The 13,202-nt window shown below is 64.4% G+C and carries 9 protein-coding genes and 4 tRNA genes; 10 read left to right on the top strand and 3 right to left on the bottom strand.

What is annotated here, in order from left to right; genetic code table 11:
• Nucleotides 1-236: 236 nt before the first annotated feature.
• The 8 genes from KSS93_RS11380 to KSS93_RS11415 all read left to right on the top strand — a co-directional run bounded on the left by KSS93_RS11380 (nucleotide 237) and on the right by KSS93_RS11415 (nucleotide 5,173).
• The gene (locus tag KSS93_RS11380) at nucleotides 237-791 is read left to right on the top strand and encodes a CvpA family protein (RefSeq protein ID WP_217888350.1); all 555 of its coding nucleotides are present in this window, start codon (nucleotides 237-239) and stop codon (nucleotides 789-791) included.
• A 42-nt stretch (nucleotides 792-833) separates the two neighbouring features.
• The gene (purF, locus tag KSS93_RS11385; RefSeq protein WP_217842470.1) at nucleotides 834-2,339 is read left to right on the top strand and encodes an amidophosphoribosyltransferase; all 1,506 of its coding nucleotides are present in this window, start codon (nucleotides 834-836) and stop codon (nucleotides 2,337-2,339) included.
• Between the two features lie 15 nt (nucleotides 2,340-2,354).
• Nucleotides 2,355-3,566: an O-succinylhomoserine sulfhydrylase gene (locus tag KSS93_RS11390; protein WP_217888351.1), complete on the top strand. Its 1,212-nt coding sequence runs from the start codon at nucleotides 2,355-2,357 to the stop codon at nucleotides 3,564-3,566.
• Nucleotides 3,566-4,336 (top strand): SDR family oxidoreductase, encoded by a 771-nt coding sequence (locus KSS93_RS11395; RefSeq protein ID WP_217842472.1) that lies wholly within the window; start codon nucleotides 3,566-3,568, stop codon nucleotides 4,334-4,336. The genes KSS93_RS11390 and KSS93_RS11395 overlap by 1 nt, the downstream gene beginning before the upstream one ends.
• 227 nt (nucleotides 4,337-4,563) lie before the next feature.
• A tRNA-Val gene (locus KSS93_RS11400) sits at nucleotides 4,564-4,639 on the top strand.
• Between the two features lie 79 nt (nucleotides 4,640-4,718).
• Nucleotides 4,719-4,795, top strand: a tRNA-Asp gene (locus KSS93_RS11405).
• Nucleotides 4,796-4,878: 83 nt separating this feature from the next.
• Nucleotides 4,879-4,955, top strand: a tRNA-Asp gene (locus KSS93_RS11410).
• A 141-nt stretch (nucleotides 4,956-5,096) separates the two neighbouring features.
• Nucleotides 5,097-5,173, top strand: a tRNA-Asp gene (locus tag KSS93_RS11415).
• 407 nt (nucleotides 5,174-5,580) lie between these two features.
• Here the strand turns inward: KSS93_RS11415 and KSS93_RS11420 are convergent.
• Nucleotides 5,581-7,131, bottom strand: coding sequence for a methyl-accepting chemotaxis protein (locus KSS93_RS11420; protein ID WP_217888352.1), 1,551 nt, complete (start codon nucleotides 7,129-7,131; stop codon nucleotides 5,581-5,583).
• A gap of 238 nt (nucleotides 7,132-7,369) precedes the next feature.
• On the opposite strand from KSS93_RS11420, the gene KSS93_RS11425 reads away from it, so the two are divergent.
• Nucleotides 7,370-8,224: a DUF2242 domain-containing protein gene (locus KSS93_RS11425; RefSeq protein WP_217888353.1), complete on the top strand. Its 855-nt coding sequence runs from the start codon at nucleotides 7,370-7,372 to the stop codon at nucleotides 8,222-8,224.
• Between the two features lie 547 nt (nucleotides 8,225-8,771).
• Here the strand turns inward: KSS93_RS11425 and KSS93_RS11430 are convergent.
• Both KSS93_RS11430 and KSS93_RS11435 read right to left on the bottom strand, forming a co-directional pair.
• Complete coding sequence (locus KSS93_RS11430) at nucleotides 8,772-9,812, bottom strand: AraC family transcriptional regulator (RefSeq protein WP_217888354.1); 1,041 nt, start codon at nucleotides 9,810-9,812, stop codon at nucleotides 8,772-8,774.
• Nucleotides 9,813-9,816: 4 nt separating this feature from the next.
• Nucleotides 9,817-10,935 (bottom strand): nitrilase-related carbon-nitrogen hydrolase, encoded by a 1,119-nt coding sequence (locus KSS93_RS11435; protein ID WP_217888355.1) that lies wholly within the window; start codon nucleotides 10,933-10,935, stop codon nucleotides 9,817-9,819.
• A 195-nt stretch (nucleotides 10,936-11,130) separates the two neighbouring features.
• On the opposite strand from KSS93_RS11435, the gene KSS93_RS11440 reads away from it, so the two are divergent.
• Nucleotides 11,131-13,167, top strand: a complete 2,037-nt coding sequence (locus KSS93_RS11440) for an NADPH-dependent 2,4-dienoyl-CoA reductase (RefSeq protein WP_217888356.1) — start codon at nucleotides 11,131-11,133, stop codon at nucleotides 13,165-13,167.
• The last annotated feature ends 35 nt before the right edge of the window (nucleotides 13,168-13,202 follow it).

The following is a 13,202-nucleotide window of genomic DNA, read 5'->3' on the forward strand; positions in this document are numbered from 1 at the left end:
CGGTGGATGGCACCGGCTGCGCCGGTGTTCGCGGCTAAAGCCGCTCCTACAGAGATCGCATGACTTTCAGGCCCTGTAGGAGCCGGCTTGCCGGCGATAGGGCCCGAGCAGGCAAACCCAGGCCGCAAAGCTGTCCCCCGAGTCAGCCTGCAGCCCTTCAACCACGTGACATTCCGCTTACCCCAAGCCCGTTGCTCTGTTAAAATGCGCCGCCTCAAACGTTAGCAGGCAGCACCGTGGCATTTACCTGGGTTGATTGGGCGATGATCGCGATCATCGCCGTTTCCTCACTGATCAGTCTCAAGCGCGGCTTCGTCAAGGAAGCCTTGTCTCTGCTCATCTGGATTGTCGCGGGTGCCGTGGCCTGGATGTTCGGCGGCTCGCTGGCCCAGTATCTGGAGAGCTACATCCAGACGCCCTCGGCCCGGGTCATCGCTGGCTGCGCCATTCTTTTTGTCGCCACCTTGCTGGTGGGGGCGATGCTCAACTTCCTCATTGGCGAGCTGATTCGCGTCACCGGGCTGTCCGGTACCGATCGCTTCCTGGGCATGGCCTTTGGCGCCGCGCGCGGGGGCTTGCTGGTGGTGGTGGCCGTCGGGCTGCTGAGCCTGGGCCCGGTACAACAGGACCCGTGGTGGCAGGAATCGCGCCTGATACCACAATTTCTATTGGTAGCTGACTGGTCGAAGAGCCTCATTCTCGGGTTCACCGGCCAGTGGATGTCCAATGGGGTCAGCGCACCTGCTGACCTTCCGTTCAAGGAACAGCTGCTCGGGCCCATCAAGCCCTGAGCGCTTTTCACTCAAGTTTCATCAAAGTAGGGGTTGCGTCGCATGTGTGGCATCGTCGGTATCGTCGGTAAGTCGAACGTCAATCAGGCGCTGTATGACGCGCTTACGGTCCTCCAGCACCGCGGCCAGGACGCTGCCGGTATCGTGACCAGCCATGACGGCCGGTTGTTCCTGCGCAAGGATAACGGCCTGGTGCGCGACGTCTTCCAGCAGCGCCACATGCAGCGCCTGGTCGGCAGCATCGGTATCGGTCACGTGCGCTACCCCACCGCGGGCAGCTCCACCTCGGCCGAGGCCCAGCCGTTCTACGTCAACTCGCCGTATGGCATCACCCTGGCGCACAACGGCAACCTGACCAACGTCGAGCAGTTGGCCAAGGAGATTTACGAGTCCGACCTGCGCCACGTCAACACCAACTCCGACTCCGAAGTGCTGTTGAACGTATTCGCCCATGAGCTGGCGGTGCGCGGCAAGCTGCAGCCCACCGAGGAAGACGTGTTTGCCGCCGTTTCCCACGTGCACAGCCGCTGCGTCGGCGGCTACGCGGTGGTGGCGATGATCACCGGCTACGGCATCGTCGGCTTCCGCGACCCCAACGGCATTCGCCCGGTGGTGTTCGGCCAGCGTCACACTGACGAAGGCGTGGAATACATGATCGCCTCCGAAAGCGTCGCTCTGGACGTGCTCGGCTTTACCCTGATCCGTGACCTGGCCCCGGGTGAAGCGGTGTACATCACCGAAGAAGGCCAGCTGTTCACCAAGCAGTGCGCCGATGCGCCAAAACTGCAGCCGTGCATTTTCGAGCACGTCTACCTGGCGCGCCCGGACTCGATCATCGACGGCATCTCGGTGTACAAGGCCCGCCTGCGCATGGGTGAAAAACTCGCCGACAAGATCATGCGCGAGCGCCCCGAGCACGACATCGACGTGGTCATTCCGATCCCCGACACCAGCCGCACCGCCGCCCTGGAGCTGGCCAACCGCCTGGGCGTGAAGTTCCGCGAAGGCTTCGTCAAGAACCGCTACATCGGCCGTACCTTCATCATGCCCGGCCAGGCCGCGCGCAAGAAATCGGTGCGCCAGAAGCTCAACGCCATCGAGCTGGAATTCCGCGGCAAGAACGTAATGCTGGTGGATGACTCGATCGTGCGCGGCACCACCTGCAAGCAGATCATCCAGATGGCCCGCGAAGCTGGCGCCAAGAACGTCTACTTCTGCTCCGCAGCCCCTGCGGTACGCTACCCGAACGTCTACGGCATCGACATGCCGAGTGTCCACGAACTGATCGCCCATAACCGGACCACCGAACAGGTGGGCGAACTGATCGGCGCCGACTGGCTGGTCTACCAGGACCTGCCGGACCTCATCGACTCGGTCGGTGGCGGCAAGATCAAGATCGATCACTTCGATTGCGCGGTGTTCAACGGTGAATACGTCACCGGTGACATCGATGCGGCCTACCTGGACCGCATCGAACAGGCCCGTAACGACCTGGCCAAGGTCAAGAACCAGGCTGTCAGCGCGATCATCGACCTGTACAACAACTGATTTGGGAGCCACGGCATGACGGATCAATGGGATGCCGGACGACTGGACAGTGACCTCGAGGGTGTCGGTTTCGACACCCTGGCGGTGCGCGCTGGTCAGAACCGTACACCGGAGGCCGAGCACAGCGAAGCGCTGTTCCTGACCTCCAGCTATGTTTTCCGCACGGCCGCCGACGCGGCCGCGCGCTTTGCCGGCGAAACACCCGGCAACGTCTACTCGCGGTACACCAACCCCACCGTGCGGGCGTTCGAAGAGCGTCTGGCGGCGATGGAAGGTGCCGAGCAGGCGGTCGCTACCTCCACCGGCATGGCGGCAATTCTTGCCGTGGTCATGTCGCTGTGCAGCGCCGGTGACCACGTGCTGGTGTCGCAGAGCGTGTTCGGCTCGACCATCAGCCTGTTCGAGAAGTACTTCAAGCGTTTTGGCGTGCAGGTGGACTATGTGCCGCTGGTCGAGCTGAGCGGCTGGGAGAAGGCCATCAAGGCCAACACCAAGCTGCTGATCGTCGAGTCGCCGTCCAACCCGCTGGCCGAACTGGTCGACATCAGTGCGCTGGCCGAAATCGCCCACGCCCGTGGCGCCATGCTGGTGGTAGACAACTGCTTCAGCACCCCGGCCTTGCAGCAGCCGCTCAAGCTCGGTGCCGATATCGTGTTCCACTCGGCCACCAAGTTCATCGACGGCCAGGGCCGTTGCATGGGGGGTGTGGTTGCCGGCCGTGCCGAGCAGATGAAAGAAGTGGTGGGCTTTTTGCGTACCGCAGGCCCGACCCTCAGCCCGTTCAACGCCTGGATATTCACCAAGGGTTTGGAAACGCTGAAGCTGCGCATGCGCGCGCATTGCGAAAGCGCCCAGGTGCTGGCTGAATGGCTGGAGCAACAGGACGGCGTGGAGAAGGTGCATTACGCCGGCCTGCCGAGCCACCCGCAGCACGAATTGGCCAAGCGCCAGATGAGCGGCTTCGGTGCGGTGGTCAGCTTCGAGGTGAAGGGCGGCAAAGAGGGCGCCTGGCGCTTCATCGATGCCACCCGGGTGATCTCCATCACCACCAACCTGGGTGACAGCAAGACCACCATCGCCCACCCGGCCACCACCTCCCACGGCCGCTTGACGCCGCAGGAGCGTGAAGCAGCGGGTATCCGCGACAGCCTGATCCGGGTTGCCGTGGGCCTGGAAGACGTTGCCGACCTGCAGGCGGACCTCGCCCGTGGGCTGGCGGCACTGTGATGGAAATCCGCGGCGGTGGGCCAGGCCATAACGGCCGGGTCGCCCTGGTCACCGGTGCCGCCCGCGGCATCGGCCTGGGTATCGCCGCGTGGCTGATCTGCGAAGGCTGGCAGGTGGTGCTCAGCGATCTCGATCGCCAGCGCGGCGCCAAGGTGGCCGAGGCGCTGGGTGACAACGCCTTGTTCATTGCCATGGATGTGGCTGACGAGGCGCAGGTCAGCGCCGGGGTGTCCCAGGTGCTCGGCCAGTTCGGCCGCCTGGATGCGCTGGTCAGCAATGCCGCCATCGCCAACCCGCACAACCAGACGCTGGAAAGCCTGTCGCTTGCCCAGTGGAACCGTGTGCTGGCGGTCAACCTGAATGGCCCGATGCTGCTGGCCAAGCACTGTGCGCCGTACCTGCGCGCCCATGGTGGCTCCATCGTCAACCTGGCCTCGACCCGCGCGCGGCAGTCCGAACCCGATACCGAGGCTTATGCCGCGAGTAAAGGTGGCCTGCTGGCCTTGACCCACGCCCTGGCCATGAGCCTTGGCCCGGAGATTCGCGTCAATGCGGTGAGCCCGGGCTGGATCGATGCCCGCGACCCGTCGCAACGCCGCGCCGAACCGCTGACCGACGCCGACCATGCCCAGCATCCGGCGGGCAGGGTAGGGACGGTGGAAGACGTCGCGGCACTGGTGGCCTGGTTGCTGTCGCGCCAGTCGGGCTTCGTCACTGGCCAGGAATTTGTGGTCGATGGCGGCATGAGCCGCAAGATGATCTACACCTGAGCGGTAAGTTATTGAGATACAACAGAAAGGGGCCGAAAGGCCCTTTTTTTGTGCGCGGGCCTTGTGTGCATTGCCGTGGGCGTGGGCTTGCCCCGCGATCAGCCTTCGCCAGCACCTCCCTTTTTTCATCTTTTTTAAAAAAACTTCAATGGGGCTATTGACTTAGCATCGGTACCTGCGTAAATTTCGCGGCCTCAGCGAAGCAAACGCAACAAGCAACATCGCGGGGGTGATTAGCTCAGCCGGGAGAGCATCTGCCTTACAAGCAGAGGGTCGGCGGTTCGATCCCGTCATCACCCACCACTTCCTGAGACGTTCCTGGTTCAGCAGCTTCTTATAGAAGCCGTTGGCAGAGAGGAACAGGACGCAAGTCCAGCTATGCGCGGCGGTAGTTCAGTCGGTTAGAATACCGGCCTGTCACGCCGGGGGTCGCGGGTTCGAGTCCCGTCCGCCGCGCCACTTTTCTCCAGATGGGTGTTTACACCGGTCTGAGGCCGCAAGGCCAGATCCCAGTTTCAATCAGGCGCAAGCCTGAACGATACGCAGCGGTAGTTCAGTCGGTTAGAATACCGGCCTGTCACGCCGGGGGTCGCGGGTTCGAGTCCCGTCCGCTGCGCCATCTTCTGCATCAAGCCCCTTGAACAGCTTGAAGCGAACCAGAAAAGGCGATCACAAATCGCCTTTTTTGTGCCTGGCTTTCGCGTTTTAACGCTTGAAAGCTCAGATCCCAGTTTCAATCGGGTGCAAGCCCGAACGATACGCAGCGGTAGTTCAGTCGGTTAGAATACCGGCCTGTCACGCCGGGGGTCGCGGGTTCGAGTCCCGTCCGCTGCGCCATCTTGCGCACCAAGCCCCTTGAACAGCTTGGTGCAAACAAAAAAGCGACCTTCGGGTCGCTTTTTTTGTTTCTGCTCCCGCAAGCCGGCCCACCCCTGTAGGAGATCACCCGGCCCTCGGGGCTGCGCTGTCGCGCAGAGAACTGGTCTCGCAGATGCTCCACGGTCTCTGTGGGAAGCGGCCTTGCCGGGGCTCCGTCCGGTCGAGATGGGCTGCGCAGCAGCCCCGGCAATCTTGCATGAGGCCGAGACCTTGGGGCCGCTTCGCGCCCCATCTCGACCGGACGGCGCCCCGGCAAGGCCGCTTCCCACAGGGACCGTGTTAAATCAATGAGTTGTAGTTTGTTCCATGAGAGTAGGCTTGCTTGCGATCAGGCCGGCACAGCCAACACCAATCGTCACGCCCTCTCAAAGCCTGAACTGCCCCAGCAACCCCTGCAGCTCTTCACCCAGCCCTTTCAGCTCGACGGCTGCCGCCTGTACCTCGCGCGTGGCACTCAGTGAGCCTTGCGCCACATCGCGCACGTTTTCCACGTTCTGCTGGATGGTCAGCACCACGGCGTTCTGCTGTTCGGTGCTGGCGGCGATCTGCTGGTTCATGCCCTGGATGTCGTCGACGCTGGCGGTGATGACCTGCAGCGCCTCGCTGGCCTGGTTGGCCAGGGTGACCGTTGCCCCGGCGCTGTTGCGATTGCCGTGCATGCGCTCGACAGCATGCCGGGCATCGTCCTGCAGAGTGGCGACCAGGGTTTCGATCTCGGCGCTGGAGTGCTGGGTGCGCTGAGCCAGGCTGCGCACCTCGTCGGCAACCACGGCAAACCCGCGCCCGGCCTCGCCGGCACGGGCGGCCTCGATCGCGGCATTTAGCGCCAGCAGGTTGGTCTGCTCGGCCACGGACTGGATCACCGTCATGATGCCGCCGATCTGCTCGGCGGAGGCCGAGAGCTGCTGCACCGCTTCGGTGCTGGTGCCGATATCGCTGGCCAGCTGGGTGATCTGCTGTTGGGTATCGCACACCACACGCAGGCTGAGGTCGGCTTTGTCGCTGGCCTGGCGGGTGGCCTCGCTGGCCAGCGAACTGTTATGCGCCACTTCCTGTACGGCGCAGGCCATCTGGCCCATTGCGGTGGCCACCTGGCTGGTTTCGGCCTGTTGGCTGGCTGCCCCCTGGCTGGTGCGCTCGATTACCCCGGTCAGCGAGGCTGCGGCGCCCGACAGCCGCGCACTGACCTGGCTGACCTGCTGCAGGGTGTTCCGCAGATTGGCGCTACTGCGCTGCAGTGCTTGCAGCAACTGGCCGAACTCGTCGCGCCGGTGCGCGACCGGGCTTTCTTGCAGCTCGCCTGCGCCAATGCGCTGGGCCATGCCCAGGGCTTGCTGCAAGGGGCTGCAGATCTGCCGGACCAGCAACCAGGCGACCAGCCCGGCCAACAGAACGGTGGCCAGGAATATGCCCAGCATCAGCTGTGAGCGCTGCCGCAGCTCTTGGGCGCTGCGCAGGTTCTGCTCGCTGATCAGCGCGTTCACCTGGTCGATGGCCTGGGCCACCTGCGCTGTCAGTTGCTTGCCAATGCCCACCTGCAGCTGCCGGCCATTGCTGTCCAGTGCGTGCTGCAGGGTTTGCTGGTAGCCCTGCATGATCCGGCGGATTGCAGGCAGGCTGGCCTGGGCCTGGGGGTAGGGCATTTTGGCCAGGTTTTCAGCAATCAGTGCGTCGATCTGTTGCTGAGCCTTGCCCAGCGTCTGCAGCTCGGCAGGCTCGCCGGTGAGGGCATAGGCCATTTGTGCGGCGCGTAAGTCGTTGAGGTGGTCGAGGATGTAGTTCACCGATACCAGCCGTTCGGCGCGGTGTGTGAGGGCCGACAGGCTGAGTACGGCAATGGCGGCCAGGGCAGTGACCAGCACCAGCAGGGGCGCCAGGCCCAGCAGCAGTTTCAGGCGTACCGAAAGGTTTTTCATCGTGGGTCCTGATGCGATGCATTCATTGGGGGCACACGAGTCTATTCAGCAAGGCCGATTTTTTCGGTCAGGCGGCGCTAGTAATTGCTGTAGGGGAGGTCTCTGAGTTGTGTATGAAAATTCCTGCTGTTGGCTGCCGGTTTTACCGGACTTTACATGAACCTTGCGCGCTCAAGGTTTCGAAGGCCCGTGGATGTGTTGCACAATAGGCGCCGTTCGATTTACCCCGGAATTCACGATGTCCAGATCATCCGTCTACGGTGCGCTCGGGCTGGCCCTGGTGCTGGCGGGCGTGACCGGTTGCTCCTCGAAGAAGCCTGCCATGTACGAGCACGAGAACTTCGACGACTCGGGCACCTTCTCCCGCAGCTTTTCGGTCAGCGAGGCCGGGTCCTGTGAAGCAGCGCGTCGTGCGCTGCTCAGCCAGGGCTACATCATCACCAGCAGTGATGCGAGCCAGGTGGCCGGCAACAAGAGCTTCCAGCAGACCGCCGAAAACCACATGCAGATCAGCTTCAACATCACCTGCGTGCCCGACATGAGCGACAAGCAGCGCTCCACCATGTTCGCGAACGCGCTGCAGGACCGTTACACCCTGAAAAAGTCCAACACCTCGGCAAGCCTTGGGGTGGGTGTGCTGGGTTCGGTATCGATGCCGATCGGCTCCTCCGACGACTCCATGGTCAAGGTCGCCAGCGAGACGGTAACTGCCCCCCAGTTCTATGACCGCTACTTCGCCCTGGTGGAAAGCTACCTGCCAAAACCGAAGAAAGTGAAAAAGCCCGAGGCCGAACCTGCCAAGCTTGAAAAGCCCGCCCAGGACCTCGGCCTGCCGGAACCTGCGCCCGCTGCACTGGCGCCGGCCCCGCAACCTGCCGCGCCGGTTGCCGTGAGCGCGCCGGAGCCTGCGCCTGCAAGCGTGGCACCTGCCAGCGAACCGCCAGCAACCGCCGTGCCCGCCAGTGAGGCACCTGCCGCACCGGTAGTTGATGACAGCCAGGGCTCGCAGCCTGTTGCGCCGCCCGTCGAAGCCGCGCCGATTCAGGTGCAGCAACAGGCCCCGCAAAGCGAGGCGGCGCCGGCTTCGCTGTAAGGTGCAGCCTTTGCCGCCCGTCGAATTGACGCGACCTCTGTAGGAGCGGCTTTAGCCGCGAACTACGGCATAGCCAGTGCCAGGCACCGCGTCGTCTGTTTCGCGGGTAAACCCGCTCCCACAGGGAATGCGCGGGGCCTGAGTCATCAGCCATCGATAACTTCCCCACACGCTGCTACGTTTATCCCTCAAGGCCTGTCATCAAAGCGTCACCCCGCTGAAATAGGGTGAAGCCAGACCGATGAACGACGAGCGAACACAGAGGAAGCAGCCAATGGACGAGTATCAGGAAGAACTGCTGGAATTTCAGGCCTACGAGCTGGATATGCCGGAGCCCGCCGACGACGCCACCGAGCTTTAGGCTTTGTACGAAAAGTGCCTGCGCGACGATCATGCTGCGTTGAAAACAGGCTGGTGCGCCAGCCCGGTCGGAATACTCATTTACAACCCGTAAAGTCGAGCGCGACTCCGGTCGAACGCGACCCCGGCCGTTCCTCGCCTGTTTTCGCCTTGCCTGATCGCCGCTCGGCGACTTTTCATACAAACCCTAACCCGCCAGCCGCTGCCTGCGGCGATATTCCCCCGGCGTCAGCCCGCTCCAGCGCTTGAATGCGCGCTGGAACGCCTCGGCCGAGGCAAACCCCAACAGATAGGCGATTTCGCCGAAAGCCAGTTCCGTATCGCGGATATAGGCTTCGGCCAAGTCGCGCCGCGTGTCGTTGAGCAGGTCGCGAAAGCGCGTGCCCTCTTCGGCCAGCTTGCGGCGCAAGGTCCAGGTGGGCAGGTGCAGGTGCTGCGCCACCTCCTCCAGGTCCGGCTCGCGTCCGCCATTGAGCAGCGGCCCCAGCAGGTGCACGATGCGCTCGCCCAGGCCGCGCACCCGGGTGCGTTGTGCCAGCTCCGCCTCGCACAACTGCAGCAGGTGCTGCCAGGTGCTCGGGCAATGTTGCGGGTTGGCCAGCGCCAGGGTGGCGGCATCCAGGCGCAGCTGGTTGCCACTGGCAGCGAACTGCACCGGGCCGCTGCACAGGTTCTGGTACTGCGTGGCATAGTCCGGGGCGTCGAACTCGATCTCCAGGCGCTCAGCCTGCACTGGCCTGCCGGCCAACGTACCCAGTTGCGCCAGCCAGCCGGCCAGCAGCGAGTCGACCACGAAGCGGTTGTAGCGGTTGTATGGGCTGATCGAATAGAACCGCAGCCACGCCCCCTGACCGTCCTCGTGAAAGCTCGACTGGCCGCGGTAGTTGGCGGCATACAGCGGTTCGAAGCGCAGCAGTGTGCGGGCGGCATCGCCCAGGGTGGGGGCCTGGGCAGCGGTGACCCCGGCCAGCCCGGCCTGGGCCAGACGGCTCAGCCGACCCATGTGCAGGCCCAGCCCAGGCTCGCCGCACAGGGCAATGGCTGCGTGGCCCAAGTGCATGTAGCGGGGGATCGACAGCCGTGCGCCGGGCTCGGCCAGGCGTTTTTCGTCGAGCCCGTAGCGCAACAGCAGCGGCCGTGGGTCGTGGCCGAGGGCGAGCAGGGCGTCGCCCAGCGGCTGCACGAAACCGACCGACAGGTCCCCCAGGCGTACCCGTGCGCGGGTCATGGCGCTACAGCCACAGGTTGAGCAGGCGCGCGCCGGGGCTGGCGCTGCCGGCCCACAAGGCAGCACCCTGGTGGGCGAACCCCTGGCCGTCGCCGGCCTGCTCCCAGAACTGCCCGCGCAGGAACACGCTCATGCTGCTGATGCCGTTGCCGGCACTGTGGGTGAGCTGCTGCCAGGCGTCCTGCTCGCTGACCTGGCCACGCAGCAGCGCCAGGGTGCTGGCCGCGTCCTGGTGGCGGTTGCCGCGCCACGGTGCCTGCCAGCTGTGTTTGCCGCTGAGAAACACCGGGTTGGCGATCAGTTGCACTGACTGTGCGGCCAGTTGCTGATGGTTGGCCGGGTACCAGCTGTCGCTGCCCACCAGCACGCCCAGGCGCCCGGCGGGGGTCTGCAGCACTTGCAAGGGGTGCTGCTGGCCGCCTTGGACATAGCGGCGGGTTTCGCTGTCCGGGTATTGCTGGTACTGAGGCTGCCCCAGTATCGAACCGTCGGCTGCGAACACCACGCTTGCATTGAACAGCGGCCCGCTGCCCGCGTGCAGCACGCCGTTTTCCACATAGGGGGCGGGCAGGATGATCGAGCCGGCCACCAGGGTTACGCCGTATTCGCGCGCCAGCCCGCCGAACAGTTGTTGATAATCGGCGGCCATCTGCCCGGCCTTCATACGCAGGTGGGCATCGGTGCGTCGGTCATCGCCCTGGGCGGCCAGCATGGCCAGGCCGTAGCGTATCGGGTTGCTCAGCTCCAGCCACTGCCAGGCTTCGCGGCGCTGGGTTACCTGGTACAGCTCTTTCTTCTCCCCCCGGGCCCACAGCCAGGTACCGATGTGCTCGGGCAGCACCACCACCGTGCGGGCGTTGACCAGCCCCTGGGCGCGGGCCTGGTCCAGGTAGGCGGACAGTTTGCGGTGCAGGCGCGTGAGGTTCTGGTAGTCGCTTGGGAACAACAGCGGCTCGACCCCCAGCAGGTTGCCGTGCTCGCCCGGCGCTCCCTGGTTCAGCGCCAGGGTGATGCGCAGATCGGACAGGTAGTGGCCTTGCGGGCGTTGCAAGGTCCAGAAGCCATAGCCGCAAAGGCCGGCGATGATGACCAGCGCCAGGGCGCTGGCGAGCAGTTTTTGCATGGGAAGCAGTCGGCGCTGTAAGAAATGAGGTGGTCTAGGGTAAGCCTGCTGTGCAGCGTGATCAATAAGTTGTCAGTTTCGATCATTGAGCGCATTCAAACGCCTGTTTAATGTCCATGGCAGACAAGCGACAGGCCCCGCCAAGCCGGTAGAGGCGCCTGCATTCCGTGATCACGCCAACTGTGGAGTCCATCCATGGCTACCCAAGCTTACCCGCATTTGCTGGCCCCGCTCGACCTGGGTTTCACCACCTTGCGCAACCGCACCCTGATGGGCTCTATGCACACCGGCCTGGAAGAGCGCCCGGGCGGTTTCGAGCGCATGGCAGCCTACTTTGCCGAGCGTGCCCGTGGTGGTGTGGGCCTGATGGTCACCGGCGGCATCGCACCGAACGAGGAGGGTGGGGTGTACTCGGGCGCGGCCAAGCTGAGCACCGAGGAAGAAGCCGACAAACACCGCATCGTCACCGAAGCGGTGCATGCTGCCGGTGGCAAGATCTGCCTGCAGATCCTGCATGCCGGGCGCTACGCCTACAGCCCCAAGCAAGTGGCACCCAGCGCCATCCAGGCGCCGATCAACCCATTCAAACCGCGCGAGCTGGACGAGGACGGCATCGAGAAGCAGATCCGCGATTTCGTCAACTGCGCAAGCCTGGCCCAGCGCGCTGGCTATGACGGGGTCGAGGTGATGGGCTCTGAAGGTTACTTCATCAACCAGTTCCTCGCCGCCCACACCAACCATCGCACCGACCGCTGGGGTGGCAATTACCAGAACCGCATGCGCCTGGCGGTGGAGATCGTGCGCCGGGTACGCGAGGCGGTCGGGCGCGAGTTCATCATCATCTTCCGACTTTCGATGCTCGACCTGGTCGAGGGTGGCAGCAACTGGGACGAGATCGTCGAACTGGCCAAGGCCATCGAGCAGGCTGGCGCCACCCTGATCAACACCGGTATCGGCTGGCACGAGGCGCGCATCCCGACCATCGCCACCAAGGTGCCGCGGGCGGCGTTCAGCAAGGTCACCGCCAAACTGCGCGGCGCGGTGGGTATCCCGCTGATCACCACCAACCGTATCAACACCCCGGAAGTGGCCGAGGCGGTACTGGCCGAGGGTGATGCCGACATGGTTTCCATGGCCCGGCCGTTCCTCGCCGACCCGGACTTCGTCAACAAGGCCGCTGCCGGCCGCGGTGACGAGATCAACACCTGCATCGGTTGCAACCAGGCCTGCCTCGACCACACCTTCGGCGGCAAGCTCACCAGTTGCCTGGTCAACCCCCGCGCCTGCCACGAGACCGAGCTCAACTACCTGCCGGTGCGTGCGGTCAAGCGCATTGCCGTGGTGGGCGCAGGCCCCGCCGGCCTGTCGGCTGCCACCGTGGCAGCCGAGCGTGGCCATGAGGTGACCCTGTTCGACGCCGCCGGCGAGATCGGCGGGCAGTTCAACGTGGCCAAGCGCGTGCCGGGCAAGGAGGAGTTCTTCGAAACCCTGCGTTACTTCGCCAACAAGCTGCGCAGCACCGGCGTCGATCTGCGCCTGAACACCCGCGTGGATGTGCAGGCGCTGGTGGCTGGCGGCTTTGACGAGGTCATCCTGGCCACCGGCATCGCCCCGCGCACCCCGGCCATCCCCGGCATCGACAACCCCAAGGTGCTCAGCTACCTGGATGTGCTGTTGCAGCGCAAGCCGGTGGGCGAGCGGGTGGCGGTGATCGGCGCGGGCGGCATTGGCTTCGATGTGTCCGAGTACCTGGTGCACAAGGGGGTGGCCACCAGCCAGGACCGCGAGGCGTTCTGGAAGGAGTGGGGCATCGACACCCAGCTTGAAGCCCGTGGTGGTGTGGCGGGCGTGCAGCCCGAGCCGCATGCCCCGGCGCGCCAGGTGTACCTGCTGCAGCGCAAGAAAACCAAGGTGGGCGACGGCCTGGGCAAGACTACCGGCTGGATCCACCGCACGGGGCTGAAGAACAAGCAGGTGCAGATGCTCAACAGCGTGGAATACCTGAGCATCGACGATGCCGGCCTGCACGTGCGCATCGGCGAGGGCGAGCCGCAGTTGCTGGCGGTGGACAACATTGTCGTGTGCGCAGGCCAGGACCCGCTGCGTGAGTTGCACGAAGGGTTGCTGGCGGCGGGGCAGTCGGTGCACCTGATCGGTGGCGCTGACGTGGCCGCCGAGCTGGATGCCAAGCGGGCCATCAACCAGGGGTCGCGGTTGGCTGCCGAGCTGTAATCGCCTGGCTATCGCACCGCAGTTCCCACAGGATG

The sequence above is a fragment of the Pseudomonas xanthosomatis genome (assembly GCF_019139835.1).
Lineage (GTDB): Bacteria > Pseudomonadota > Gammaproteobacteria > Pseudomonadales > Pseudomonadaceae > Aquipseudomonas > Aquipseudomonas fakonensis.

Bases quoted from the DNA above. Each gene is read 5' to 3' on its own strand.
- purF (WP_217842470.1), top strand. From the start codon at position 834: ATGTGTGGCATCGTCGGTATCGTCGGTAAGTCGAACGTCAATCAGGCG.
- KSS93_RS11390 (WP_217888351.1), top strand. From the start codon at position 2,355: ATGACGGATCAATGGGATGCCGGACGACTGGACAGTGACCTCGAGGGT.
- KSS93_RS11395 (WP_217842472.1), top strand. From the start codon at position 3,566: ATGGAAATCCGCGGCGGTGGGCCAGGCCATAACGGCCGGGTCGCCCTG.
- KSS93_RS11420 (WP_217888352.1), bottom strand. From the start codon at position 7,131: ATGAAAAACCTTTCGGTACGCCTGAAACTGCTGCTGGGCCTGGCGCCC.
- KSS93_RS11425 (WP_217888353.1), top strand. From the start codon at position 7,370: ATGTCCAGATCATCCGTCTACGGTGCGCTCGGGCTGGCCCTGGTGCTG.
- KSS93_RS11430 (WP_217888354.1), bottom strand. From the start codon at position 9,812: ATGACCCGCGCACGGGTACGCCTGGGGGACCTGTCGGTCGGTTTCGTG.
- KSS93_RS11435 (WP_217888355.1), bottom strand. From the start codon at position 10,935: ATGCAAAAACTGCTCGCCAGCGCCCTGGCGCTGGTCATCATCGCCGGC.
- KSS93_RS11440 (WP_217888356.1), top strand. From the start codon at position 11,131: ATGGCTACCCAAGCTTACCCGCATTTGCTGGCCCCGCTCGACCTGGGT.